The organism is Proteus sp. FME41, from assembly GCF_014897315.1.
In the GTDB taxonomy this organism is placed as follows: domain Bacteria; phylum Pseudomonadota; class Gammaproteobacteria; order Enterobacterales; family Enterobacteriaceae; genus Proteus.
Genome location: NZ_JABUYL010000003.1, coordinates 246,423 through 272,351, shown reverse-complemented (window position 1 = coordinate 272,351; position 25,929 = coordinate 246,423). Strand labels below are relative to the sequence as shown.

22 protein-coding genes are annotated in these 25,929 nt (G+C 39.2%); 7 read left to right on the top strand and 15 right to left on the bottom strand.

The window, feature by feature from the left end; translation table 11 throughout:
• Window positions 1-139 precede the first annotated feature (139 nt).
• From INT04_RS04990 to INT04_RS04970, 5 genes are all read right to left on the bottom strand, one after another.
• Window positions 140-532 carry a DoxX family protein gene (locus INT04_RS04990; protein ID WP_193015048.1) on the bottom strand — a complete coding sequence of 131 codons (393 nt, stop codon included), beginning with the start codon at window positions 530-532 and terminating at the stop codon, window positions 140-142.
• A gap of 184 nt (window positions 533-716) precedes the next feature.
• Window positions 717-1,022 carry a YqjK-like family protein gene (locus INT04_RS04985; protein WP_226893975.1) on the bottom strand — a complete coding sequence of 102 codons (306 nt, stop codon included), beginning with the start codon at window positions 1,020-1,022 and terminating at the stop codon, window positions 717-719.
• Complete coding sequence (locus INT04_RS04980) at window positions 1,003-1,413, bottom strand: phage holin family protein (RefSeq protein ID WP_193015047.1); 411 nt, start codon at window positions 1,411-1,413, stop codon at window positions 1,003-1,005. Before INT04_RS04980 ends, INT04_RS04985 begins: the two co-directional genes overlap by 20 nt.
• Before the next feature lie 6 nt (window positions 1,414-1,419).
• Complete coding sequence (locus tag INT04_RS04975) at window positions 1,420-1,725, bottom strand: DUF883 family protein (RefSeq protein ID WP_193015045.1); 306 nt, start codon at window positions 1,723-1,725, stop codon at window positions 1,420-1,422.
• A gap of 260 nt (window positions 1,726-1,985) precedes the next feature.
• On the bottom strand, window positions 1,986-2,642 hold the full coding sequence (locus INT04_RS04970; RefSeq protein ID WP_193015044.1) for a DedA family protein: 657 nt from the start codon (window positions 2,640-2,642) through the stop codon (window positions 1,986-1,988).
• 736 nt (window positions 2,643-3,378) lie between these two features.
• On the opposite strand from INT04_RS04970, the gene sstT reads away from it, so the two are divergent.
• Window positions 3,379-4,632, top strand: a complete 1,254-nt coding sequence (gene sstT, locus INT04_RS04965; RefSeq protein ID WP_193015043.1) for a serine/threonine transporter SstT — start codon at window positions 3,379-3,381, stop codon at window positions 4,630-4,632.
• 104 nt (window positions 4,633-4,736) lie between these two features.
• On the opposite strand, the gene INT04_RS04960 is transcribed toward sstT, so the two are convergent.
• Window positions 4,737-6,755 carry an NADPH-dependent 2,4-dienoyl-CoA reductase gene (locus tag INT04_RS04960; RefSeq protein ID WP_193015042.1) on the bottom strand — a complete coding sequence of 673 codons (2,019 nt, stop codon included), beginning with the start codon at window positions 6,753-6,755 and terminating at the stop codon, window positions 4,737-4,739.
• 269 nt (window positions 6,756-7,024) lie between these two features.
• Here INT04_RS04960 and INT04_RS04955 point away from each other — a divergent pair, with 269 nt between their 5' ends.
• The gene (locus INT04_RS04955; protein WP_193015041.1) at window positions 7,025-7,441 is read left to right on the top strand and encodes a DoxX family protein; all 417 of its coding nucleotides are present in this window, start codon (window positions 7,025-7,027) and stop codon (window positions 7,439-7,441) included.
• Window positions 7,442-7,556: 115 nt separating this feature from the next.
• Here INT04_RS04955 and INT04_RS04950 read toward each other — a convergent pair whose 3' ends face one another.
• From INT04_RS04950 to INT04_RS04930, 5 genes are all read right to left on the bottom strand, one after another.
• Window positions 7,557-10,355, bottom strand: a complete 2,799-nt coding sequence (locus INT04_RS04950; protein ID WP_193015039.1) for a M16 family metallopeptidase — start codon at window positions 10,353-10,355, stop codon at window positions 7,557-7,559.
• On the bottom strand, window positions 10,345-12,054 hold the full coding sequence (locus tag INT04_RS04945; protein WP_193015038.1) for an ABC transporter ATP-binding protein/permease: 1,710 nt from the start codon (window positions 12,052-12,054) through the stop codon (window positions 10,345-10,347). Before INT04_RS04945 ends, INT04_RS04950 begins: the two co-directional genes overlap by 11 nt.
• A 63-nt stretch (window positions 12,055-12,117) precedes the next feature.
• Window positions 12,118-14,865 carry a TonB-dependent receptor gene (locus tag INT04_RS04940; RefSeq protein ID WP_193015036.1) on the bottom strand — a complete coding sequence of 916 codons (2,748 nt, stop codon included), beginning with the start codon at window positions 14,863-14,865 and terminating at the stop codon, window positions 12,118-12,120.
• Window positions 14,866-14,968: 103 nt separating this feature from the next.
• Window positions 14,969-15,997 carry a FecR family protein gene (locus tag INT04_RS04935; RefSeq protein WP_193015034.1) on the bottom strand — a complete coding sequence of 343 codons (1,029 nt, stop codon included), beginning with the start codon at window positions 15,995-15,997 and terminating at the stop codon, window positions 14,969-14,971.
• Window positions 15,987-16,535: an RNA polymerase sigma factor gene (locus INT04_RS04930; RefSeq protein WP_193015032.1), complete on the bottom strand. Its 549-nt coding sequence runs from the start codon at window positions 16,533-16,535 to the stop codon at window positions 15,987-15,989. The genes INT04_RS04935 and INT04_RS04930 overlap by 11 nt, the downstream gene beginning before the upstream one ends.
• Window positions 16,536-16,706: 171 nt before the next feature.
• On the opposite strand from INT04_RS04930, the gene INT04_RS04925 reads away from it, so the two are divergent.
• Complete coding sequence (locus INT04_RS04925) at window positions 16,707-17,504, top strand: energy transducer TonB (protein ID WP_193015030.1); 798 nt, start codon at window positions 16,707-16,709, stop codon at window positions 17,502-17,504.
• Window positions 17,505-17,596: 92 nt separating this feature from the next.
• Here the strand turns inward: INT04_RS04925 and ettA are convergent, their stop codons facing one another.
• On the bottom strand, window positions 17,597-19,264 hold the full coding sequence (gene ettA / locus INT04_RS04920) for an energy-dependent translational throttle protein EttA (RefSeq protein ID WP_193015028.1): 1,668 nt from the start codon (window positions 19,262-19,264) through the stop codon (window positions 17,597-17,599).
• A gap of 342 nt (window positions 19,265-19,606) precedes the next feature.
• Here ettA and sltY point away from each other — a divergent pair, with 342 nt between their 5' ends.
• Both sltY and trpR read left to right on the top strand, forming a co-directional pair.
• Entirely contained in the window at window positions 19,607-21,526 is a 1,920-nt protein-coding gene (gene sltY, locus INT04_RS04915) for a murein transglycosylase (RefSeq protein WP_193015027.1), read from the top strand.
• 100 nt (window positions 21,527-21,626) lie between these two features.
• Window positions 21,627-21,938, top strand: coding sequence for a trp operon repressor (gene trpR, locus INT04_RS04910; RefSeq protein WP_193015025.1), 312 nt, complete (start codon window positions 21,627-21,629; stop codon window positions 21,936-21,938).
• A gap of 129 nt (window positions 21,939-22,067) precedes the next feature.
• Here trpR and yjjX read toward each other — a convergent pair whose 3' ends face one another.
• On the bottom strand, window positions 22,068-22,604 hold the full coding sequence (gene yjjX, locus INT04_RS04905; protein WP_193015023.1) for an inosine/xanthosine triphosphatase: 537 nt from the start codon (window positions 22,602-22,604) through the stop codon (window positions 22,068-22,070).
• Between the two features lie 51 nt (window positions 22,605-22,655).
• On the opposite strand from yjjX, the gene gpmB reads away from it, so the two are divergent.
• Window positions 22,656-23,303, top strand: coding sequence for a 2,3-diphosphoglycerate-dependent phosphoglycerate mutase GpmB (gpmB, locus tag INT04_RS04900; RefSeq protein ID WP_193015021.1), 648 nt, complete (start codon window positions 22,656-22,658; stop codon window positions 23,301-23,303).
• A gap of 45 nt (window positions 23,304-23,348) precedes the next feature.
• Here gpmB and robA read toward each other — a convergent pair whose 3' ends face one another.
• Window positions 23,349-24,257 (bottom strand): MDR efflux pump AcrAB transcriptional activator RobA, encoded by a 909-nt coding sequence (gene robA, locus INT04_RS04895; protein WP_193015019.1) that lies wholly within the window; start codon window positions 24,255-24,257, stop codon window positions 23,349-23,351.
• 221 nt (window positions 24,258-24,478) lie between these two features.
• Between robA and creA the strand changes: the two genes are divergently transcribed.
• Complete coding sequence (gene creA / locus INT04_RS04890) at window positions 24,479-24,937, top strand: protein CreA (RefSeq protein WP_413465699.1); 459 nt, start codon at window positions 24,479-24,481, stop codon at window positions 24,935-24,937.
• A gap of 213 nt (window positions 24,938-25,150) precedes the next feature.
• Here creA and arcA read toward each other — a convergent pair whose 3' ends face one another.
• Window positions 25,151-25,867 carry a two-component system response regulator ArcA gene (gene arcA / locus INT04_RS04885; protein WP_193015016.1) on the bottom strand — a complete coding sequence of 239 codons (717 nt, stop codon included), beginning with the start codon at window positions 25,865-25,867 and terminating at the stop codon, window positions 25,151-25,153.
• Window positions 25,868-25,929 lie beyond the last annotated feature (62 nt).

The following is a 25,929-nucleotide window of genomic DNA, read 5'->3' as shown; positions in this document are numbered from 1 at the left end:
TAAAATTTAGTGTATCGCAGAAGATCCCTTTAAATAGAGACAGAAATATCACCCATAGAGTGATTGTCAGATAATTAAAAAATCTTTATCAACAAAAAAAAGATCCCCTAGGGGATCTTTTTTATTGCTAAATTCGTTATTACCAGTTTTTATTGAAAATACGATCTAAGCTCCATTTACCCGGGCCTGTCACAACCAGTAATAAATATCCACCTGCAATTGTCATGTTTTTCATAAACATTAATTGGTTCATACCCTCAGCAAAATTGCTGTGGAATAGCAACGCGGTTAAGAGAGTAAAGACGCTGGTAAATATAGCCGTTGTACGGGTTAAGAAGCCAAATAAGATAGCTAATCCACCGCCTAATTCTAATAAAATAGTTAGTGGTAATAAGAAACCAGGGACACCCATTGCTTGCATATATTGCTGTGTACCTTCGTAACCACCAATTTTTCCGTAGCCTGCACTGATAAATAAAATCGGCATTAAAATACGGGCAATTAATAACGCAATGTCTTCAAATTTTTTCATGATATTTATTCCTAATCTAACTCTATTATCTGCAATGTATATTGATTTATATTTGTATTTTCGTTGGATAATTCTCTATTTTTAGAATTAACAACCACGGCTACGCTGTGAGATATACAATAGAGGGAAATTAAAAAAGAGGATATTAAGAAGAATTAACATTCTTAGACAAAAAAATTGATGATTAATCTGAGGTTTTTTTGAAGGACTTCTGTATTGCTCGAATTAAGCCAATCGCACCTATAGCGCGTTGCCCTAATCGTATGATTTTTTTAGGGTGCTTAATACTATAAAGAGAAATAAAACTGGCACCGACCAAAAGAGCTGGTTTTAAGGAAACTAAAATTCGCCATGCTTTATCATAAGGCTCGGTAACATCAAGCCAAATTTGTGTGCTTTGCCCTAAATCAGAACGCTGTTGCTGAATTTTATTCAACAACAGCTTTTTACGTCTTGCGAGAATTGCTTGCTTATTTTGTTTGTTCATCATGATATTGCTCCAAAAGACGTTTATCTAATTCCAATTGCTGACGAGTTTCGCCTAACAAGGTGGAATTTCGCGCTTTTCTTAATGTCATGATGGCACCAATAAGTGCACAGAAAAGTAAAATAGCTGTTGTGGTCGCTAAAGCATAAATCCGATATTCAGGGGGAATAGCCCAAAAAATCAGTATAAGCAAGCTCATTAAGCCAAATGCAGTGAGCAACAAAGTAACTCCCGCCATAAGGATAAGCTGGATCAGAGTGGTTTTTTCTTCTTCTAGCTCAATGGCGATTAGGCGTAGGCGTGTTTCTACCATGCCTAAAACAATGGCACCGATTTTACTAAGAGAATTCAGAACCCCGGAAGCGGGGCCCTGTGGTCTTTGAGTATCACTCATAATCGATTATCGCTTGGCGAGTAGAACACCAAGAACAACACCGACAGCTGCGCCAATACCGATACCTGTCCATGGGTTTTCACGAACGTAGTTATCCGCTTTTCCTGCCATTTCTTTGGTGTTATCGACGATTTCTCGGCCTGCATCACTTAGTCTTGCGCGAGAGCCTTTTAATGCGGACTCTGCCTTTTCACGTAGACTTTGAATTTCTTCTTTGGATTTATCTGCAGAGGAGTTCAGTACTTCTTCTAGAGTATCAGCAAGAGATTTTAATTCACCGCGCAGATCTTCATTTGAACGTTGATGAGACATAAGTAACTCCTTTAGTAGAGATAGAATGTGATACTTATAACAATAGACTAATTTTACTGCTTTATGAAATTAAATAGCGACTTAATAGTAAAAAAAAGAGATAAATCTTAATTTGGTTTTTGATTTCAAGAGTATTAGAAGAGATTAAATAATCTGTATTTTGACATAAAAAAGACCTGCTCAATAAGATGAAACAGGCCTTTGCTTTTTATCTTACAATATAATCAGAGTAAGATAATCTTGATGTTATTTGATAGGTATTAAGCTTTTCTTTTCTTTTGAATAACAACCCAGACACTACCTACTAATCCTATTACCAACAGACAGAGAGGTAATAGCATAAGGAAATTCATTAAGTGGTGTTCATATTGACGAAATAGTGGGCTGTTACCTAATAAATAACCTAATGAGGTTAATATGCCAACCCATAAAAGACCACTTAACCAATTGAAAATTTGAAAGCGCGTATTATTCAATCCAGCAAGGCCAGCAATGGTAGGTAATAATGTTCTGACAAAGGCTAAAAAGCGGCCGATAAGTAATGCGGCTAAACCATGGCGATGAAAAAGACCATGGGCACGTTGGTGGTAGTGTTCGGGTAAATGCGATAGCCAACTACGTACTAATTTTGTATTTCCGAGCCATCGCCCTTGAAGATATCCCAACCAACATCCTAGGCTCGCGCCTGCGGTTAAAATAAGTAAGGTTAATGGAAAATCCATTGTATCTTTAGCAATTAACACACCCACTAAAATTAATAAGCTATCTCCTGGTAAGAAAGCCGCGGGTAATACTCCGTTTTCTAGGAATAGTATGGTGAATAATAAAATGTAGATAATCCATATTAATGAAGGATTAGCTAAGGTTTCGTAATCTTGATGCCATAGCGCCAAGAAGAGCTCTCTTACGATTTCCATATAAAAGGCTTCCTAAAACTGAGTCATTTGGGGATAAATATAAAATCAATCAGTGTTGTAATCTATTTACCCGTTTTCCACTTCATAGGGTCTATTTTTCATTGTTTAAAACAGCAACACTCTAACAAAATCAGTAAAAACTAGACAGAAAATTTTTCAACTCCATGACGATATAACTTATTCATTGGTAGTGGATCTTTAAAAATAGACATCTAATCTCTTTTTGAGTTCAGAGTAGGTGATTTTTAAAAAGGAAACCTTAAGAAAGTCATTAATATGAAAGCGATATTAAGTACTATTTTGAGAATGAAAAGAGAAATTTTTAATTCTAATGAAGAAAAAATAAAACGTTATCTTATTTATATTACTCATCTTTTTTTGTTTATTATTTATTCGAAACACGAATGAGTATAGTAATCAATTGTTAGTGATAATGTTAATAAAAAAGTCTATCAACGGATTAAAATAACAAAAAAGAAGAGATATAAAATAAAGGGTATACAATACGACTAAGTATAACTTACTGATAATAATAATTTCTTCTTGTTCTTGCTGGTATGTTAAAAAGAACAAAATCCCATTATGATCACAGATATGTTATTTATTTGTTAACAATAACGGTTAATGCTGTATATTTTGCATAATCAGCTTTTCAGCACGATTCAATTCCTTATACTGGCATTGCAAACACTCAAAAATGCCTTTTTTAAATATTATTTTAAGTAATGGAATAGCTATGGATAAACAACAATCCAGAGTCTTCAGCCTGTTCTTTAAGGGAAGTCTCGTCAAACAAATACTCGTTGGTTTAGTGGCAGGGATCTTACTGGCTTGGTTAGCTCCAGATGCAGCCAAGATGATGAGCTTATTAGGTACTCTGTTTATTAGTGCGTTGAAGGCCGTTGCACCTATACTTGTATGGGTACTGGTTATGGCGTCGATTGCTAATCACCGGCAAGGGCAAAAATCAAATATTCGTCCCGTATTAATTTTATATCTGTTAGCAACCTTCTTTGCAGCATTAACCGCGGTTGCTGCAAGCTTTATGTTCCCATCTGTTTTGACGCTCGTGGTAAACGAATCACAATTATCGCCACCTGAAAATATCGCTGAAGTGCTTAAAGGGGTATTAATTAATGTGGTTGCGAATCCTGTTGATGCGCTTATCAATGGTAACTACATGGGGATTTTAGCATGGTCTATTGGGTTAGGTTTAGCATTACGCCATGCAAGTGATACCACGAAAGCGTTAACGCAAGATTTAGCTGATGCTGTAACAAACTTAGTACGTGTTGTTATTCGTTTAGCCCCTATCGGTATTTTCGGTTTAGTGTCATCCACAATTGCAACCACGGGTTTTGAGGTTTTGGCCGGTTATCTGCAAGTTCTTGTTGTATTGATTGGTTGTATGTTGTTTGTGGCTTTAGTCGTCAATCCACTGATTGTATTTTGGAAAATCCGCAGTAATCCATATCCATTAGTATGGGCATGTTTACGTGAAAGTGGTGTAACTGCCTTCTTTACACGTAGCTCAGCAGCCAATATTCCTGTCAATATGGCCATGTGTCGTCGTATGAATTTGGATGAGGATACGTATTCTGTTTCCATTCCATTAGGTGCGACCATCAATATGGGGGGGGCGGCAATCACCATTACTATTTTGACATTAGCGGCAGTAAATACACTGGGTATGCCTGTTGATGTGCCTACTGCATTATTATTGAGCCTTGTTGCTGCAATTTGTGCATGTGGTGCATCCGGTGTTGCGGGGGGATCTCTACTGTTAATTCCACTGGCCTGTAGCATGTTTGGTATTAGCAATGATATCGCGATGCAAGTGGTTGCCGTGGGTGTGATGATTGGTGTGTTACAAGATTCAGCAGAAACAGCATTGAACTCATCAACAGATGTTCTCTTTACCGCAACAGTCTGTATTGCTGAAGATAACCGTATTTCAGATAATCCATTAACTGAAAAAAATAATGGGTAAAAAGGGTAAGTAGTCAGACAGGAAGAGCAGTAAAAATAATAATCAATAATAAAAATAGAACCCCACATTTATGTGGGGTTTCTTTTTTCATAAAGTAAGTATCGCTAAATATCGAGGGCTAATTCAGTTCCTTGCCTAATCGCGCGTTTTGCATCTAATGCACTAGCACCTTTAGCACCGCCAATAAGATGCACTTTTTTATTGTCACTTTCTAAAGATGCCAGTAATGGGTGGTAAGAGAGTTGTCCTGTACACAATATAATGTTATCAGCAGGTATAAATTGTTGTTTGCCATCCTGCTCAATATAAAGCCCTTCAGAGGTGATTTTTTGATAATGGCAATGAGTTAAGAATTTAACACCTTTATTCTCTAGCGTTAAACGATGTATCCAGCCCGTTGTTTTTCCTAAGCTTAAGCCTATTTTTCCAGCTTTACGTTGAGTCATAACAATTTGTTTATTATCATCTTTTAAGTGATTTTTAGGTTTTATACCGCCACGATATGAAAGCGTTGGATCAATGCCCCATTCTTTGTTAAAAGCACAGGGGCTTAGGCTACTGCATTGGCCTTTTTGCGTAAGATAGAGACCAGTATCAAAGCCAATACCTCCGCTACCAATAATCACTACGTTTTTACCTACAGGTTGATGGTGCTTTAAAACATCCAAATAAGTTTTAACAATCGTATTATCTCGGCCTTCTATATCAGGAAGGTGCGGTGTTACACCACTGGCTAAAACAATCTCATCAAAGTGTTTAAGATGATGAGGAGTGGCTTCAGTATTATTTTTAACAATCACACCAGTGAGTTCTAACTGTCGTTTAAAGTAACGCAAGGTTTCCTTAAATTCTTCTTTTCCTGGAATTTGACTGGCAATATTGAGTTGCCCACCAATGACATCCTCTTTTTCAAAAAGTGTGACATGGTGACCACGTTTAGCCGCTGTTATAGCAAAAGATAATCCCGCAGGCCCCGCGCCAACAACTGCCAGTTTTTTAGGTTGTTGGGTTGGAATAGCCAGAAGTTCGGTTTCTCGACAAGCCAAAGGATTGACTAAGCAAGAGGCCGTTTGACCTGAAAAGATTTCATCAAGACACGCTTGGTTGCAGGCAATACAGGTGTTGATCTCATCTTCACGTCCTTGTTGTGCTTTAAGAATAAACTCAGGATCAGCAAGAAAAGGGCGTGCCATGGAAACCATGTCTGCACAGCCTTCTGCTAAAATAGCTTCTGCAGTTTGTGGTGTGTTAATGCGGTTTGATGTAATAAGAGGAATATTTACTTTGCCCATTAATTCGCGTGTTACATTTGCAAATTGGCCTCTTGGTACCATCGTCGCTATCGTTGGAATTCGAGCTTCATGCCAGCCAATCCCTGTATTGATTATTGTGGCGCCCGCTTTTTCAACCGCTTTGGCAAGATAAACAACCTCTGAGGCATCTGAACCATTTTTAATTAAATCCAGCATAGAAAGGCGATAAATAATAATAAACTGCTCACCAACGGCTTTTTTTATGCCTTCAAGAATACGTAAAGCGAAGCGACAACGATTTTCAATATTTCCGCCCCATTGGTCGTCTCGTTGGTTGGTGTGCTTTACTAAAAATTGATTAATCAAATAGCCTTCAGAACCCATAATTTCCACACCATCATAGCCTGCCTGCTGGGCTAATTGGGCACAATGAATATAGTCATCAATTGTTTGTTCGATTTGCTCATGACTCATTGCTTTTGGCATAAAGGGGGTAATAGGCGATTGAATGGCAGAAGGTGCGACTAAATGAGGTTGATAACTATAACGGCCTGTATGCAATATCTGTAATGCAATTTTTCCTCCTTGCTGATGAACTGCATCAGTAACAAGTTGATGTGTTGTAAGCTGGCTTTCATTCATCAGTGTTGCCGCATGGGGTAATAACACACCTTGTTTATTGGGTGATATACCACCAGTGACAATGAGTGCAACACCTGCGGCGGCTCTTTGTGCATAAAACTGCGCAAGTTTTGGGGCATCTTTAGGATCTTCTTCAAGCCCTGTATGCATCGAGCCCATCAAAATACGATTTTTAAGTACAGTAAACCCTAAATCAAGAGGGGAGAATAGATGAGAATAATGTGCCATCAAATACCCTTTTTAGACTGGTCAGATGAGATATCTATAGCATAACGAGAAGTCAGTGATTAAGAGGTTATTATGTTAATAAGTTGTGATCTTAATCATGGAAAAGGTGAATAGGGCGTTACGAAACGATAATAATCTAAGTAATCCCTTAATGAGAACAAATAATGATAATAAAAATTACACTCATTCATAATTATTCATCATATAATGGTGGCTACCTATTAATACGTATTTAAAACACACATCATTATTTTGAATTTGGAGACGTTATGATTAATAAATTTAATCAACTTGTTGACTGTTCTGACTTGGGTAAGCTGATACTGCGTGTTTCTCTTGGTATTTTAATGTTATTGCATGGGCTTCATAAAATGGAACCCGGTGGATTAGCGGGTATTCAAGGTATGTTGGCTAATTTTAACCTACCTGCGTTTATCGCTTATGGCACTGTAGTAGGAGAAGTAATAGCACCTATCCTGCTGATTATTGGTTTATTTACACGTGCTTCAGCATTTGTGTTAGCAGGCACCATGTTTGTTGCTGTATTGATGGTTCATTCTGGTGATTTATTTGCATTAAATCCGAAAACAGGGGGATGGGCGCCAGAAAGTGCAGGTTTTTATTTATTTGCGGCGATAGCAGTGATGTTTTTAGGTAGCGGCCGTTTTGCAGTTAAAAAAGATTAATAAATTTTATAATCAATATTTTTGAATTACTTCATTGCCACTTGATTAAAATTGATGAACAAACGCCCAGTTTACTCTTTTAAACTGGGCGTTTTATTTTCAACACGTTAATGAGCTACTTTTGATTTGGCGGTGTTAATTTAAATACTTTCTCATTTTCACCTAACCATTGGCGTGCCACTTGGTTGATATCATTTACACTTAATACTTTAATGATGGATGGATCAGTAAGTAAACGCTGATATTGTTTATCATCAGTTGCAACTTGCGCAAGTGCTTCAGTCCAATAGCTTGCACTGTCATTGACTTGTAAGTTCTCCGTTAGCCAAATATTTTTTGCTTCTTGTAACTCTTTTTCTGTAATACCTGATTGCTTAACATCGTTGACGACTTTACGTGCCAGAGTGATAAGCTCATCGGCACGTTCTGGTGACGCGGTGAAATTTAAACGACCGGTATAGTAGCTGGTAGGTACTTTAGTGATCATTTCAGAGAAACCGAGGGAATAAATTCCTCCAGCACGCTCACGTAGATTAAGTCTTAAGCGTTGGCTAATGACTGTATCCAGTAAGTTTAGTGCTAATACGTGTTGCTGTGACCATTGAGCGGGTGCTGCATATTGAATGCTTATCATACTTTTATCGCTACTTGCGATAGGGTATGTTTTGCTAAATGAGGTCAGTTTTGGATTAATGGCAGGATCGGCCCAGAATAGACGCTGTTCTGAACGTGTTGGAAGGCTTGCAATCCAGCGCTCTATAAGGGGTTTGACTTGGTTAAGATTGACTGGGCCACTGATAACCAATGTCATATCAGCGGGTTGTCCCAAAATCATTTGATTTGTTTGTTGTAATTGTTGAGCGGTAAATTGATTCCAAGCACCTTGAGAGGAAACCACGAGGCGTTCACCATTTTGGTAGCTTTCTTTATTGATATTATCTAAAAAAGTCCGCTCAACTGGGTTTTTTGAAATACCTAATGCCATGGCTTGCTTTTGTTGCTCTAATTTTTCACCATTAAACTGTGGAGACGTGATTTTTAAGTGCATCAGTGTTAGCAAGGTTTCGAGTTCATCAATCGGTGCTTCACCCCGAAAACCATGAAATAACAGTTCACTGTAAGGACGTAAACTTACTTGGTGTTGCTTGGTAAATAACGCTAATTCGCGTGCATTGTAATGACCATATCCACTTACCTCGGGTAATTTTAATGCCCATTGCACCATACCTAAGCTTTGATTCGTTTCAAGTGATGATCCTCCCGGAATACGTAGTGAAACTTGAATATTATCTTTAAGATAATTGTCATTTTTCACAATCACTTTTACGTTATTGCTCAGTGTCCACTCTTGTGTTTTTTCAATTGGAAGAGATTGGGTTGACACAATAGAGCCTGTAAGTTCAGGCTTGATATCTAACACAACAGCTTGCGTTTTAAGGTTAAATACACCTGGGTTTGACTGCCTAATTTCTTGCCAACGTTGTACCGCTTTGGCTGCATTAAACGAATTAATATCACTATCAGGGCCAACAACAGCAACTCTAGGCGAGGACTGTTTTAGATATTGAGCGAAATAAGCGGACAATGCTTCAGGGGTCACTTTATTGATTAATTGATAGCTTAAATTTAGCGCCTGTTTTTTCGTTTGAATTGGCATTTCCAATTCAATTGCAGTCGTGATTTGGTTTGCTAAATAATCATGCTCATAACGTTCTTCACCCGCGGCTTGTTGGCTTAGACGTTTTAGCATCGCATTACGCGCATTATCTAGCTCTTCTTGGGTTACCGGCACCGTCGCTAAACGTTGAACTTCTGTAAATAAAATATCTAATGCACCTTGGTAGTCATTACCTTTAGGATGCGCAATCATCAGTTGCTGTGAACGACGAGCATCTAGCATGGCACCTTGTGCATTGGCGCTAATAGAGGCCATTAAGCCATTATCAACAATAGTGGAGAAGCGTTGATTTAAAATCGAGAGCCATAATGAATCCATTAAGTCTTCATATTGGCCTTGGCGACTGTTTAAAGGTGCTGGCAAAGTCCGTTGTAAGGTGAATTGTAAAATACGTGAACCTTGCTCTTTGTCGAAAATTGTTTTAACCAGTAGATCGTTATGATCGATAAAATTGTGCCAAGATGGGTCATCAATTCCTTTGTTTTCGCTATTTTTAGCGTTAAACAGTTGTTTGATATCGGCAATAGCGTCGCCTTGATTAAAGTTACCTACCAGCACTAATGCCATTCTTTCTGGTTGATACCAAGTATCGTAATAGCGTTTTGCATCTTTGACATCGCCATGTTTTACGATTTCCAGATCACCAATAGGATCACGATCCAGATAACGGCTACCGTAATAACGTAATTCTTCTAGCTGACGATTAATACGAAAACCAATGCCTTGGCGTAAACGCCACTCTTCGACAATAACAGGGCGCTCTTTATCAAACTCAAGAGGGTCAAATGTCATTTCAAACGCCCAGTCTGATAGAATTTTTAACCCTGTTTTAATTTGGATTGGGTTCGCATTTGGTAATGACAATTTATAGGTGGTTGCATTTAGGCTAGTTGCCGCATTGACATGGCTACCTAATTTCATCCCTAAGCTTTCAAGTTGCTTAAAGCCGGTTGTACCGGGGAAATGGGTTGTCCCTTTAAATGCCATATGTTCAGTAAAGTGTGAAAAACCGAGCTGTTTTTCATCTTCTTGAACAGAACCACTTTTTACCAAAAGACGCATTTCAACACCCGTTTGTGAGCGTTGCAGTAAGTAGACGTCTAAACCATTATCGAGCGTAAAATGGCGAACATCAGAACGCAGTAATAGCGTACTTTTGTCATTTTGATTAGGAGTGCTTGCCGCACACCCTAAAAGTGAAAGACTGACTGAAATAATCAGTAATTTACGATACATATTCGGTAATTCCAGCAGGTTGAGAGGAGGACACGGTAGGGGCTTTGAGTGAAATCACATTATCTGCAATCACATGTGTAAAGCGCTGGTGGCTCACTAAGGCAATACCTGCAGTTGGCAGATGTTGTTTTAGTAACTGCAACATGTTTAAGGCATTTTGTTCATCAAGGGCAGAGGTGGTTTCATCTAATAAAATAAGTTCAGGTTGATTCAGTAATAATCGGGCAAAAATAAGGCGTTGTTGCTCACCGCCAGAGAGACGAGTTGTCCAATCCGTTTCAAGTAAAAGCTGATTTTTGATTTTGTCTAAGCCAACTAAGTGAAGCACTTTTTCGTACTCTTTAGCGGAAAATTGAGTTGGTTGGCAAGGATAAGCAAGCAAACTGTCTAAACGAGCAAAAGGCAGATACATACGCTGTGGGATCCAACTCGTATTTGGTGAGCGCTGAATTTCCCCTTTGAAATAAGGCCAATGCCCACTTAATGCTCTAAGCAGTGTTGATTTACCTAAACCTGAGCAGCCTTCAATAACGGTTAACTCACCTGCTTTTACAGAGAAGTTAATATCTTGAATTAATAGGCTGTCATCTTGCATAAACAGAGACAGATTGGCTTTTAATTTAGTTTGTTTGTCATTTAAATCTGCGACTTCTGGCTCATGATCGTGCTCTAACAGGACTACAAAATTATAAAGACGAGTCACCGTTGCTTGCCAAGCTGCAATTTCTTTATAAGAGAAAATAAACCAGCTTAATGCACCTGCAACACTAGAGAAGGCTTGTCTTAATTGCATTAATCCCCCTAGCATTAATTCGCCAGCAAGGAATTTAGGTAAGGCAAAAATAATCGGCGCCATTGCGGTGGCTTGTTGATAGCCGACAGTGAAGAATGCCAGATTTCTTTCATAACGAATAAGGCTATTCCAGTTACGAATAACGCCTAAAAAACGCCCCATTAATTCATTGCGATCACTCATTTCACCCCGTTGACCCGCAATGGCATCACCGTGTTGTTTACGTGTAATAAGCGCAGTACGGTAATCGGCCTCTTTACGCTGCTTATCCATATTAATTTTACGTAAAGGTGAACCAATAAACTGCGTAATAGTGATCCCGATAATGGTATAGATAATACAAGCCCAGAACATATACCCTGGAATTGTCCACTCGCTACCTCCTAATGTGAAAGAGATAGCGCCAGACAGTGACCAAAGAATGGTGGCAAAAGAGATAAGCGTAAGTAACGAGTGTAAGAATGTCACAGTTAAACGCATTGTTGATTCGATCAGTAAACGAATATCTTCTGCAATACGCTGATCCGGGTTATCAGGCTCTTGAGAAGTTAGTCTTAACATGTAGTGCTTACTGTTTTTTGATAACCAGCGATCAAGCACTTGTTCTGTCATACCTTCGCGCCAGCGAATAACCATTTTTTGACGTAAGAAATCGCCCATTACCACAACAGTAATTAATCCCGCAATGATAATGACAAATTGTTGAAGAAGCTTGTAGAGCGCTTGCCCATCAAGTTGTTGTAATGCGTTATAAAAACCGCCATTCCATTCATTCATTTTGACGTTAAACCAGACGGATGACAGGGTTAAGGTCAAAGAGACAATCAATAGAAACCAGCAGTAAAGGGCGGCACGCCGCCCCCAAAAAGGTGAAACTAAATAGAAAAATTGTTTTATTGTTTTCATTGCTTATTGGTCATATTTTTATTGTGTATCGACTTGGTTGCTCACATTAACTTCGTCAATTTATTAATAGTCGTAGCTAACTTGTAACCAGAACTGACGACCTGGTTCATACGACTTGTAATCTTTATCTTGATAAGTGAAGTAGTCAGTTACATTTTTAGTGTTAAGGACGTTATTCACTTCAACGGAGATACCTACGCCATAAGCAAATTCAGGTTTCCAACCCAGTTTGGTATCCCAAGAAAAACGACTACTGTAATTACGTTTTTTGTATTCAAATAATGGGCCGTAATCACTTGGTCTTGGTGCACCATTATTGGCTTTCTCTGCTTGTGAACGAGCACCATTCCATTGAAGGCGGTTATACCAAGTCAAATCCAAATCATCCCAAACACTGGTGAGTTCAGCGGTGACTTTTAATGGTGAGTTAAAATTGCCAGAAGGTAAGTCTTTGGCATTGATGATTTTTCCGTCATACCATACTTTGTCATAGTTCATTCCTTGTGTACTTGGGTCAAAGTTGGCATAACCAGTGTCTTTAGGGGTATTTGTTTTACTTTTTTGCCAGCTAATAGAAGCATTAAAAACATGATCGGCTTGGGCTAATTCCCAAGGCTGACTGTTTCTTACAGAAAGCGTTAAGGTGTCGTGAGTACTGCGTCCATTATTATTAAAATGGCGAATTCTTATTTTATCTTTGTCATTGGGGTATTTGGTATCACTACGAACTTCATCACGACCTTCACGATGAACATATTGTAAACGCCAAGTGGTTGATGCAATTTCTTGTTGCAAGCCGAGTGTGAGCTCATCGTTATAAGGTGTTTTCAGTGAATCAACACCTTCAAAGTCGGTGTGGTTTTCCCAATCGTTTGGATTATTGTTATCACAAGAGAAGTAGCAGTGCTGTAAGCCTGCATTTTGTGCACCATAAAGCGCATAAGTCAGCATAGAGCGACCATAGTAACGGTTTACGCCACCAATAATTAAGGTATTACCAGTGCCCCAAATATCATAAGTTCCACTTAAACGTGGAGAGATATTATTTTCTTGAACAAAATCATCACGATCTAAACGAATACCTGGACGTAATGTCAGGCGTTTATATTGAATATTATCATCAACATAAATCGCATAGTTGGTATATGAAGCATCATGTGTACCGGCTAAGAAACGGGTTGTTTGTTGTAATGAACCCATCCACTCATCACCCCATGTAGAGCCAGTATAGGTGTGGTTGTAATAGGTTTTGTCTCGAACATAAGAGCCTTTAGTACGGCTAATTTCAAACCCAGTTGTTGGCTGATGGCTGACTGAGCCCCATTCAACAGGGTTAAATCGCATAATACTTTTGGCGTTATAGGTTTCTTGTTTGCTCTTCAAATCACCTTGACCACCACTGCTTATCTGCTGTGGATTTTGCCAATCGGTGTAGTCTTTAATGGTAACGAAGTAGTCTTGATCATTAGAACGTTTATCTTCAAGGTTTTGATAACCTGCTGTTAATTCTAATGAACCAAGATCAAGTTGGTGCTTATAAAGTGCAGTAAAACTTAAGCCATTATGTTCATTGTCATAGCCGGAGTTATAGACCGAACCGGAGAATAAATAACTTTTGTATCTGGCGATATTTGTTGATAAATCAAAGGTTTGTTTTTCTGAAATATCCCAAGAGTATTTAATAAAATAGTTATCGGAGGTACGGGTTTGATCACGATAATGGGGTGTTTGCTCAATTTGTTCTAGTTCACCATTTGGATTAAGGATAATTCCACCCTCTGCACTAATCATCATCGGAATGGTTGATTCACGACGTGATGCAGAGAAAATTAGCCCCGTATTGTCAGTTAGACTCGTTTCAAACCAACCACCAAAGTTTTGTTTGTCATATTTTTTCTGAAAACGGGCGGGGTTACTAAAATCATTGTTAGCGGTATCAAAATTCAGTTTTGGATCAGTAAAAATATTATTCCAACTTGAGCGAGTGGTGCGGTAGTAAGCATTAGCATGAGTTTCACCTGACCAGCGACGACTTTGTACTTCAACGGTGCCTCCTGTAAAACCACCAAATTCAACAGGAATATTGTTATCGTAAACGGCGACGCTATCAATTAAACGGCTGTCAAGGTACATACCTTGTTCATCACTAGTAACACGTGTATTGGTTTCACCTAAATCTGATTTTGCTGGATCAAGATCATTGTTAAAACTGACACCATCAAGTTTATAAGCGTTTTGATAACTACTAGAACCATGAATAGAAATTCGTGAAGGTTTAATTTCACCCTGATTCATTGATGTGCTGTCATTATTGGAAAATTGAACAGCGGGGTTACTTTTTAGTAAGTCAGTGATGTTGCCATCACCCGTATTACGCTGTTTTATCTCTTCTGACGTAATGTATTGCGGTGCTGAAATAACATCGGTAGCTGGGTGATAAGTGCTACCTATGCCCGTGACTTTTACTTCAGGAATAACAATCGCGTTCGTGGTTGCAAGAGGACGAATAACAAATCCACTTCCTTGTGGAATAATTTCTAGGCCACTGCCAATTAAGACTTTTTGTAATGCTGTTTGGGTTTCAAATTGACCTGAAAGTGCGGGAGCACGTAGGTTTTTGACTGAATTTGCATCAAATAAAATTTGCACTTGCCCTTGTTTTGCAATAGTGCTCAATGAATCAGCCAAAGACTGTTCTGGTAAAGTTACGGAAACTGTAGATGCATAAGCGCAAGGTGCGGCAATAGTCGTACTTATTAGCAACGTTAGCAGAGACCTCTTAAGGGTCCCTTTTTTGTTATTCATTCTCATTTCACCAATCCCATTCACTAACTTAATAATTGTTGTTACTAGGGAAGAGGGTGGAATGAGAATTATCCTCACCTGTAAAAAAGAATATTTTTCATATTTATTTTTACTTGTTGATAATTAACGCATTATTTTTATCAGTAAAAACAACATTAACCGGCAATATAAGTGGAATTGCGGTAATAAAGTCTTTGGCGTCATTTATATTGGCCACGCCAGAGACTTTCATTTTGGCAATTTCAGGTGAGGTAATTTGAATATTGATATCCAGATAAGGTTTGAGTTTGGTTATCACTTCATTCAGTGGGCGTTCAAAGAAATGCAGTTGACCAAAACGCCAACTCCCTACGGAATCAATATTGACTGAAGAGATAATAAAACGATCATTTGTGAGTTTACTGGTGGCTTGAGAACCTGCATACAAATAAGCTGGAGGAGATTTTTCGGTTACTTTAACTTCAACAATCCCTTGATGTACAGCAACGTTAATTTGATTGTTATCATAACGACTCACTTCAAACTCAGTACCGACAACTTTGATTAACCGTGTATCAGCATGCACATAAAAAGGGCGATAAGGATTTGATTTTACCTTGAAATAAGCTTGCCCTTTATCCAACCATAAACGCCTTTCTTTTTGTATATAAGCGACTCTTACCTGCGTATTTCTATCTAAATAGACTTTAGAACCATCCGCTAAGGTCATTTCTTTGGGTAAGTCACTGGTTGCAAGCGTCATATTATCCATCAGTAATGCAGGTAAATGACTATAAGGGAGGTATAAAACGGTGAGTAAACAAAAAGTGGCAGTAGTATGAATAACAGGACGCCAAAGTGTGCGTTTTCTCTTTTCAATAGGGGGAATTGTTGGTCGTGATAATGAATCACAATGACGCCAAATACCGGCAATATCTTGATATGCTTGCCGGTTTATGTCGCTAGCTATCCAATCTTTAAACATTTGGCGTTGTTGCGGTGTCATCCTTTGGCTGTGTTGTCGAGTAAACCAAAGGGCGGCTTGCTCATCAATAGATTCATTGAGTAATTCATCATCAGACATCCTAAAAAGAGAGTCTGAGTCCTCATCTGTGTGAGGTTTATTTCCCGGTATGCTCTTTTCCGGCTTACTCGTCATTCGTGCATTTCTCCTGTCCTGCATCGACGTATCTTTTGCAATGTAATAATGCGGCGGCAATGTGCTTTTCCACCATGCTAATCGAGATCTCCATTTGTTCTGCAATTTCGCTTTGTGATAAACCATCAAAACGATAAAGAACAAAAGCCTCTCGACGGCGTGGTGGCAATGCAGCGATTGCGTCACTCAGTCTATCTAAACGTTGTTGATGTTCCAGAACATACCCTGGATCGAGCTCCGTGGTGTAATGCTGAGCTGCCTCATCGACTTCGTAATCATCCTGATAGATATCTTTTTGCTTTTGATTTTTTCTCCAATGGTCAATCAAAACGTGGTTCGCTATTTTAAACAGAAAAGCACGCTGTTCTTGCACAGGTGTTTGTTCTTTTCTATTTAGCCATAGTGTAAACACATCTTGAGACAAATCATCTGCATCATGGTAATTACCCGTACGTTTGTGGAAAAAACGCACAAGTTGTCCATAGGTTGATTGATAGGCACAACTAATTTTTTGTACCACTGATTTATCGCTAGCCATAATCTCTGGTGTCTAAAAAAGAGTGAAATAATAAGCTCTTACTGCTTCTCATACGTACAAGTCATGATAATTATCAAGCTAATTTTTTATTGTATTATTAATAATAAGCAATATCATTTGTGTTTGTATTATGCCTATAATTCATCAGAAAGAAAATCAGGGGCAAGAATTATGAGTAGTATATCGGCGACTTTTTCACGCCGTTGGTCATTTTCTATTGGTGGATTAACTGCCAGTATTTTATTTCATGCAACATTAGTCGTTGTCGCTATTGGCTGGATAACGTCTAAAGATGAGCGTTATGGTATTTTACCTCCCGCAATGACAATGGATCTTGGCATCTATCAATTAGCACAGGCTGAAACAAAAGAAGTCCCCGTTGGGCCTGAAAAAGTGATGTCCGTACCTGAACCGGCAGAGGCAGAGCCTGAACCTATCAAAGAAGTATTGGATTTGCCTAAAATGCCAGTAGTGGCACAGGGTACTTATGAGCGCATTCCAGAAAAACCGAAAGTAAAGCCAGTGGTTAAACCAAAGCCGGTTGCAGTAAAAGTTCCTGATGATCTTCCTGTCTCAGAAGCGCCATCAGATGTAACAAGCGCACCTGTTTCTGGCTCTAATACAAGCAGTAGTGCTCAGTTTAATAGTTTATCTTCCTCTTCTGTGAGTGGACAGATGGGATGGGAAAGCTTGATTCATAGTCATATTAATACGTATAAACGCTATCCTCGAACAGCATTGCGCTTTAAAGCAACGGGCGTGACACAAGTTTCTATTGTGTTAAATGCAAAAGGGGAATTATTAGATGCAAAAGTGGAAACCTCATCAGGTAATCGCATTCTTGATAGAGAAGCCTTAAATACCATTAAACGCGCCTCACCGTTTCCGGCACCTGAAAGCTATCGTTTAGTGAATGGGAATATTTCATTTACTGCGGCTTTAACGTTTGATTATAGCCAAGAAAGTTAATAAATATATTTATTAACGTTAAACTCATTAAATATAAAAAGGCAGAGAATAATCTCTGCCTTTTTGTTATCGAATAGAGTAAATAAATTCGATTATTTACTCATGCGTTTATATTTCATGCGGCGAGGCTGAATAGCGTCGTTACCTAATGTCCGTTTTTTGTATTCTTCATATTCGGTAAAGTTACCTTCGAAGAATTCCACTTTACCTTCATCTTGGTAATCGATGATATGGGTGGCAATACGGTCAAGGAACCAACGGTCATGGGAAATAACCATGGCACAACCAGGGAACTCTAACAGGGCATTTTCTAATGCACGTAAAGTTTCAATATCAAGGTCGTTGGTTGGTTCATCCAGTAGTAGCATGTTACCGCCAACTTGTAGCAGTTTAGCAAGGTGTAAACGACCACGCTCACCACCAGAAAGTTCACCAACACGCTTACCTTGATCAATACCTTTAAAGTTAAAGCGACCAACGTAAGCACGGCTTGGTATTTCAAAGTTACCAATACGCATAATATCTTGGCCGCCGGAGACTTCTTCCCAAACCGTTTTACTGTTATCCATGTTGTCGCGGAACTGATCAACAGACGCCAGCTTAACAGTATCACCTAATGTTAAGGTGCCTGAGTCGGGTTGTTCTTGACCTGAAATCATGCGAAATAGGGTTGATTTACCCGCACCATTCGGGCCGATAATGCCGACAATAGCGCCTTTAGGAATGGAGAAGCTTAAATCATCAATAAGAACACGATCACCATAAGATTTTGTTAGATTATTAATCTCTAACACTTTATCCCCTAAACGTGGTCCAGGTGGAATAAAGAGTTCGCTGGTTTCATTACGTTTTTGATAATCAACGTTGTTAAGTTCTTCAAAACGAGCAAGACGCGCCTTGCCTTTTGCTTGACGGCCTTTAGGATTTTGACGGATCCACTCAAGTTCTTTTTGGATTGATTTATGGCGAGCGGCTTCGGTTGCGGCTTCTTGTTCAAGGCGTGCATCTTTTTGTTCTAACCATGAAGAATAGTTACCTTCCCATGGAATACCTTCACCACGGTCAAGTTCTAAGATCCAACCCGCTACGTTATCAAGGAAGTAACGGTCATGGGTAATTGCCACAACGGTGCCTTCATAATCGTGTAAGAAGCGTTCTAACCAAGCCACAGATTCTGCATCTAAGTGGTTCGTTGGTTCATCTAATAACAACATATCTGGTTTTTCTAACAGAAGACGACAGATAGCGACACGGCGGCGCTCTCCTCCTGAAAGTTTCTCAATTTTTGCGTCCCATTCAGGTAAGCGCAGTGCTTCAGCCGCACGTTCTAATTGATTTTCAAGATTATGACCATCATACGATTGGATAATCGCTTCTAATTGGCCCTGTTCTTTTGCTAATTTATCGAAATCAGCATCAGGGTCAGCATAGGCAGCGTAAACTTCATCAAGGCGGTTTAATGCATTTTTCAGTTCGCTGACGGCTTCTTCAACGGCTTCACGCACAGTGTGTTCAGGATTTAATTTTGGTTCTTGTGATAAGTAACCAATTTTAATCCCTGGTTGTGGACGTGCTTCACCTTCGATATCGGTGTCGATACCTGCCATGATGCGAAGTAATGTTGATTTACCGGCACCATTAAGACCAAGTACACCAATTTTTGCGCCCGGAAAGAAGCTGAGTGAAATGTTTTTAAGGATATGTCGTTTTGGTGGGACAATTTTCCCGACACGCAACATACTATAAACGTATTGAGCCACTATAATTATCCTTTGATTATAAAAGAGATTTTATATGAGGTGCCGATTTTTGCGCTAAAAACAAATTTTTTGTGATCAAGCCGCGAATTTATGACACCTAAATGAACAATAGCAGAGCCAATGGCGGTGTTTTGCCAAAGACCCGAAAATGATGAAAGTCGCCAGTATACCCGATTTATAAAAGAAAACCTTAGTCAAAAGAGAGGATTTTATCTACCTTACGTACTTCCTCTAAAAGTAATGAAAATTTCTCTTAAAGAGGGAAACTTACATTGTTAATGATTATCATATTAGCTAATGTATTCAGTCTTTGGTGGTTCTATTTGAAGTGGGAGAAATGACGTGGTTAAGCAAAAATGGTCATTAGTAGTTGCAATAGGGGCTTTGTGTTTTTCAACATGGGCACAGGCAGACTCATTAAGCGAACAACGTGTTCGCTATCAAGAAATTAAGGCCGCATGGGATCTTAAAAAAATAGATGAAGTAGAAAAATTACTCCCTACATTACAAAACTACCCACTTTATCCTTATCTGGAATATCGTCAAATTACCGATAATCTGGATGTTATTGCCCCCGCAGTGGTTACCGAGTTTGTAAAAAAACACCCCACATTACCGCCCGCAAAAGCGCTCCCATCTCTGTTTGTGAATGAACTCGCTAAGCGTCAAGAATGGCAAAATTTACTGACTTTCAGCCCCAATCCCCCCAACCCTAAAGCGGCAAGATGTAATTATTATTATGCTAAATGGGCGACTGGTGATATTCAAACAGCATGGGTAGGGGCTAAAGAAGCATGGTTAAATGGCACATCTATGCCATCAAGTTGTGATCCACTTTTTGAGGAGTGGCAAAAAGCCAACCAGTTAACATCAGAATTGGTGTTAGAAAGAATTAATTTAGCAATTAAGAATGGAAATACAGGGCTTGCCGCTTATTTAGCAAGACGTCTTCCTGAGAATTATCAAACGATTAGTGATGCTTTGGTTGAATTACAAGATAATCCTAATTTAGTGGCGCGTTATGCAGCAACACTTACCCCCACTGATTTTACACGCTCAATCGTACAATCTGCATTTTCACGTTGGGCTAGAAAAGAGGCTGATGAGGCAAGGACGCAACTGGATAGTATTGCACATGCTCAAAAAATGACAGCGAGTGAGCGCCAATTAATGCAAGACAGCGTTGCATGGCAATATATGCCTTATGCCACGCCAGAACAGGTGAAATGGCGTGATAGTGTGATACAAGACACAGCATCAGATACATTGCGTGAGCGCCGTGTTCGCTTAGCATTAAGCCAAAACCAGCCTGCTGAATTGGCATTGTGGTTAGAAAGACTTTCACCAGAAAGTAAAAATAAAGAAGAGTGGCGTTATTGGCAAGCGATGGTGTTGCAATCTCAAGGCAAGAACAGTGAGGCACAAGCTATCTTGCAAGCGTTAACTCAAAGTCGTGGTTTTTATCCAATGGTTGCGGCTTCTAAGTTAGGCAAGCCTTATGTCATGGTGATAGATAAAGCACCAAGTGTTTCAGCGAGTATTCCTAACCAACCTGAAGTACAACGTGTTCGTGAATTGATGTATTGGCAAATGGATAATTTAGCGCGTTCGGAGTGGGCAAATTATGTGGCTTCACAACCTGCGCAAGTGCAATCTGAATTAGCACGTTATGCATTTGAACAAAAATGGGCTGATTTAGCAGTGCAAGCCACGATTACGGGCAAAATGTGGGATCACTTAGAAGAACGTTTTCCACTTGCTTGGAAAAGTGAGTTTGAGCAATACACAAAAGATAAAGCAATTGATCGCAATTATGCGATGGCCATTGCACGTCAAGAAAGTGCATGGAACCCACAAGCACGCTCTTCAGCAGGTGCAACGGGTTTAATGCAGGTGATGCCAAAAACGGCTGAATTTACGGTAAAACAAGCAGGTATCACAGGGTATGTCAGTAGTGCGCAGTTAACGGATCCTGTGAAGAATATTGAGATTGGTACGGCTTATCTTGATTCAGTATATCAACGTTTTAATCAAAACCGTATTTTGGCAAGTGCTGCGTATAATGCAGGCCCAGCGCGTGTTGATCGTTGGTTATCGGATGCCAATGGCCAATTAGATGCTATTGCGTTTGTTGAAAGTATTCCTTTTGCAGAAACTCGTGGTTATGTCAAAAATGTGCTCTCGTTTGCCGTTTTTTATAGTTATTTCGCAGGCGAACAGCAACCAGTATTAACCGAGAATGAATGGAATAGTCGTTATTAAGGGATAAAAAAGCGATTTGTTGTTAGAGCCTCTTTGTACATTGGCAAAATATGATATAGTTTGTACTAGTTAATGAGTGTGGCAAAAAGAGGTTCCAACGATGCAAGATCCTGCGTTATCACCTGAAGACAACGAGCACTGGCTAAGATTTGTTGAATTATTACAACATGCATTTGAGCAGGAAGTGCAATTTCCTGTTTTACAGCTTTTAATGACACCTGATGAGCGTAGCGCTTTAGCAACCCGAGTACGTATTGTACAAGAGTTAATGCGAGGAGAGTTAAGTCAGCGTGAGTTAAAAGAAGCATTAGGTGTTGGTATTGCCACCATAACAAGAGGCTCTAATAGCTTAAAAACAGCACCACATGAAGTGAAGTTATGGCTTGAGAAAGAGCTAATGACAAAAAAATAATGTCGTTAGAAACGCCATTGTAATAATGTGGATTGGAATAATAAAAAGCCATTTAATCAATTAATTAAATGGCTTTTTGCTTTCTTATTACTTTTTTATTTATCTAAAAAACACAGATCAGATTAATTATTAATCTTCTTTTTGATTGAGTTCTTTATAGATATCATGAGTCACTGGCACTAATGCCAAGACTAATGCTTGTTGATAAACAGAAGTACGGCTCAGCAGGCCATCAGTGAAGTAGCCAATCGCACCACCGCGCTGTTTAATATTGTCAATTTTGGTCAAAAATGCCATTTCATCACCAAGCTCTCTGCCTTCACGGATCCCTTTTAAGATCTGTTGGGGTAGCATAAGACTGGCTGAGCGTGATTCTCCACGGATTTGCCCATGTTCGACAACAATCCAAGCAAAGGTCATATCATCTTCAATACCGGCTTCAACCCCGACCCAAAAATCTGCTTCAGGGCGAACTTGACGTGCCGCCATGACGCGTTGACGTGCGCCAGTTCTCGTTTCTGTATTTCCGATAGGTTGCTGTGGAACACGGCTATCGACATTAATATCTTCAATATCAAAGGTATCTTTACCGAACACTTGCTCAAATGCGAGTTTTATCGCGTTGATTTTTGCTGGATTCGTAGTGGCTGCAATGACATGATACATAATGAATTAATCATCCTTTGAAAAATTAGAGCAGTATAACGGAAAAAATGTATGTTACAGGTCTATCTTGTTCGCCACGGTGAAACTGAATGGAACGTGGCGAGACGTATTCAAGGGCAATCTGATAGCCCACTGACAGCAAATGGTGTGCGTCAAGCACAGCAAGTTGCTGAGAAAGTAAAATCAGCAGGCATTACCCACATTATCTCAAGCGATCTTGGACGCACTCGTCAAACGGCAGAAATCATTGCACAAGCTTGTGGCTGTGAAGTGATAACTGACCCACGTTTACGTGAACTCAATATGGGCGTTCTTGAACAACGAGAGATCGCAACATTAAAGACACAAGAAGAGGCTTGGCGCAAGAGTTTGATTGATGGTACACCTGATGGGCGAATTCCCCAAGGAGAATCAATGGCAGAATTAGCAAGTCGTATGCAGGATGCGCTAAACCAATGTCTTGATTTACCCGAAAATAGTCGTCCACTCTTAGTCAGCCACGGTATTGCGCTAGGGTGTTTATTGAGCACAGTTCTTGGATTACCTGCTTATGCGGAACGACGTTTAAGATTACGTAATTGCTCTATTTCACGTGTTGATTATCAACATAGTCCTTGGTTGGCTAATGGTTGGGTAATTGAAACGGCAGGTGATGTTAGCCATCTGACTGATGCGGCATTAGATGAAGTTCAACGTTAAAAAATAAAGCTCTCTTTTCAATATGATGATAAAGAGAGCTTTTTATTATGCCGTTACATTTTCACGTTTTATTGGAATGTAATATTCAAAACGTTCGATGTGATCTTGTGGCTCAGTCACCATCTCATTGCTGTAACGTACATTTTTCAGATAATATTTTTCAACATCATGACCTTTACGGCGTGTTAATCCCATATTAGGTAAGCAAACACCATAAATTAGGAATAAAAACTCCTGCATTGCGCCTCTTTTTGCCTCACCTTCAAAATCAAAGCGAATATAATCACCTCCCGTTAAGGCGACTTCATGTGCTGCATCGTCATCGATAAACGTAGCATAATCAGGCTCAACGGCGGTGGTATAAAGCACACGTTGCTCATCTTCATGATCATCACTATGTTGCACATGATGTAAACCATAAACTTGGTGAGGTACTGCATTTATTTTGCTCATATAGTAACGCCAAAATGTTTGACGCATGTCAGAGCACGCTTCAGCCCACTGCTCAAGGGTATGGCTACAGGTTTGCTCAATACCAATTAGCTTTTTCTCAGGTAACTGCACAAATTCCCATTTTGGTAAATTTTGAGGATCTACCGTGATAGGGGGGCAGATCCCTACAGCACACCATTCATCTGTACGACGATAAAGTGCCGGTGTTCTATCAAATTGTTTTTTAAAGGCTCGGGTAAAGGTCTGTTGAGAATCAAAACGATATTGCAAAGCAATGTCTAAAATAGGGCGGCTCGTTAAACGTAATGCAACGGCAGCTCGGGATAGACGCCTTGAACGAATATAAGAACCAATCGCTTGTCCTGTAACTTCTTTAAACATGCGTTGTAGATGCCACTTGGAGTAACCTGCTTTGGTTGCGACATTATCGAGGGATAATGGCTTATCGAGGTTATTATCAAGCCAAGCGAGCAAATCACGTATGATGTTGGTTTGATCCATACATCTCCCTTAGTCATATTCGTTTATTTATTGCTGTAGATGGTAAATAGCTTGAATGTCTATAACAAGTTATATTGTTAGACAACCGTAAAATATAGTCTTTTTCATTGGCTAATGTACACAAATTCTTCTATCAGTTAGTAAAAGATTGATTTATTCTAGACTAAATTATTCTCTCATCTTTTCAATGGAACAAGGTAAATATGTTAAATTTCAAAAAGATGCTAGTAGTGGCTATCTTACTCCCTTTTTCTTTTATGGCAAAAGCGGAAGAAATTGGTTATGTCGATACTGTTTTTAAATTTTTTGGTGCTAACCATAAAATTGTGATTGAAGCGTTTGATGATCCTGAAGTTAAAAATGTCACGTGCTATTTAAGCCGTGCAAAAACAGGCGGAATTTCAGGAAGCTTAGGGCTTGCAGAGGATACCGCGGATGCGGCGATTTCTTGTCAACAAGTTGGGCCTATTGAGCTCAGTGAAAAGGTTATTAAAGGGAAAAATCGGGGAGATGTCGTTTTCCAAAAAAGAACCTCTTTAGTTTTTAAAAAGCTTCAAGTTGTACGCTTTTATGATAAAGAGCGTCATGCGTTGGTTTACCTCACCTATTCCGATAAAGTGATTGATGGTTCTCCAAAAAATGCAATTAGTGCAGTGCCTATTATGCCGTGGAAAGAGTGATTTCTATTTATTAAACAATTTAATGGTTAATAAAATTAATACAAAATAGGATTGAAAATTTTTTTAAAAAGTATTCATATTTTTTTTAGAAATAGTCGCTGAGATCAATTTTCACTTTTTGTTATTTTATTAATACTGTTTTATATAAAAGAAAAACCCCGAATTGCTATTCGGGGTTTTTTTATTGGTTAAGTGCTTGAGATAAAAATCAAATCACTCGTCTAAATCACCACAGAAGCGATAACCTTCACCATGAATAGTAGCAATGATTTCAGGTGTATCTGGTGTTGATTCAAAATGCTTACGAATACGACGGATAGTGACATCAACAGTACGGTCATGAGGTTTTAATTCACGGCCAGTCATTTTCTTGAGTAAATCCGCACGAGTTTGGATTTTACCTGGGTTCTCGCAGAAATGTAGCATCGCACGAAATTCACTGCGTGGTAACTTGTATTGTTCACCAGCAGGGCTGATCAGTGAGCGACTATTAATATCGAGCTCCCAACCATTGAATTTATAGCTTTCAACTAAACGACGTTCTTCTGTGCCATTAACTAAATTCATGGTACGCGACAGTAAGTTACGTGCACGAATCGTTAATTCACGAGGGTTAAATGGTTTAGTAATGTAATCATCAGCACCAATTTCGAGGCCTAAGATTTTATCAACTTCATTATCACGGCCTGTTAGGAACATTAATGCAACACTTGCCTGTTCACGTAATTCACGCGCTAGTAATAGCCCATTTTTACCAGGAAGGTTGATGTCCATAATGACCAGATTGATATCGTGATCAGATAGAACATTGTGCATTTCGTTGCCATCAGTGGCTTCGTGTACGATATACCCTTCAGCTTCGAATATGCTTTTCAGGGTATTACGAGTAACAACTTCGTCTTCAACAATCAGAATGTGCGGGGTTTGCATATTTGCTACCTAAAATTACCAAAAATAGAAAAAGGAAATCTGTGTTTAACTTCTGTGTGTGC

Excerpts from the sequence above, each read along its gene's own strand:
- INT04_RS04990 (WP_193015048.1), bottom strand. The coding sequence starts at position 532 with ATGAAAAAATTTGAAGACATTGCGTTATTAATTGCCCGTATTTTAATG.
- INT04_RS04985 (WP_226893975.1), bottom strand. The coding sequence starts at position 1,022 with ATGATGAACAAACAAAATAAGCAAGCAATTCTCGCAAGACGTAAAAAG.
- INT04_RS04980 (WP_193015047.1), bottom strand. The coding sequence starts at position 1,413 with ATGAGTGATACTCAAAGACCACAGGGCCCCGCTTCCGGGGTTCTGAAT.
- INT04_RS04975 (WP_193015045.1), bottom strand. The coding sequence starts at position 1,725 with ATGTCTCATCAACGTTCAAATGAAGATCTGCGCGGTGAATTAAAATCT.
- INT04_RS04970 (WP_193015044.1), bottom strand. The coding sequence starts at position 2,642 with ATGGAAATCGTAAGAGAGCTCTTCTTGGCGCTATGGCATCAAGATTAC.
- sstT (WP_193015043.1), top strand. The coding sequence starts at position 3,379 with ATGGATAAACAACAATCCAGAGTCTTCAGCCTGTTCTTTAAGGGAAGT.
- INT04_RS04960 (WP_193015042.1), bottom strand. The coding sequence starts at position 6,755 with ATGGCACATTATTCTCATCTATTCTCCCCTCTTGATTTAGGGTTTACT.
- INT04_RS04955 (WP_193015041.1), top strand. The coding sequence starts at position 7,025 with ATGATTAATAAATTTAATCAACTTGTTGACTGTTCTGACTTGGGTAAG.
- INT04_RS04950 (WP_193015039.1), bottom strand. The coding sequence starts at position 10,355 with ATGTATCGTAAATTACTGATTATTTCAGTCAGTCTTTCACTTTTAGGG.
- INT04_RS04945 (WP_193015038.1), bottom strand. The coding sequence starts at position 12,054 with ATGAAAACAATAAAACAATTTTTCTATTTAGTTTCACCTTTTTGGGGG.
- INT04_RS04940 (WP_193015036.1), bottom strand. The coding sequence starts at position 14,865 with ATGAGAATGAATAACAAAAAAGGGACCCTTAAGAGGTCTCTGCTAACG.
- INT04_RS04935 (WP_193015034.1), bottom strand. The coding sequence starts at position 15,997 with ATGACGAGTAAGCCGGAAAAGAGCATACCGGGAAATAAACCTCACACA.
- INT04_RS04930 (WP_193015032.1), bottom strand. The coding sequence starts at position 16,535 with ATGGCTAGCGATAAATCAGTGGTACAAAAAATTAGTTGTGCCTATCAA.
- INT04_RS04925 (WP_193015030.1), top strand. The coding sequence starts at position 16,707 with ATGAGTAGTATATCGGCGACTTTTTCACGCCGTTGGTCATTTTCTATT.
- trpR (WP_193015025.1), top strand. The coding sequence starts at position 21,627 with ATGCAAGATCCTGCGTTATCACCTGAAGACAACGAGCACTGGCTAAGA.
- yjjX (WP_193015023.1), bottom strand. The coding sequence starts at position 22,604 with ATGTATCATGTCATTGCAGCCACTACGAATCCAGCAAAAATCAACGCG.
- gpmB (WP_193015021.1), top strand. The coding sequence starts at position 22,656 with ATGTTACAGGTCTATCTTGTTCGCCACGGTGAAACTGAATGGAACGTG.
- robA (WP_193015019.1), bottom strand. The coding sequence starts at position 24,257 with ATGGATCAAACCAACATCATACGTGATTTGCTCGCTTGGCTTGATAAT.
- creA (WP_413465699.1), top strand. The coding sequence starts at position 24,479 with ATGCTAGTAGTGGCTATCTTACTCCCTTTTTCTTTTATGGCAAAAGCG.
- arcA (WP_193015016.1), bottom strand. The coding sequence starts at position 25,867 with ATGCAAACCCCGCACATTCTGATTGTTGAAGACGAAGTTGTTACTCGT.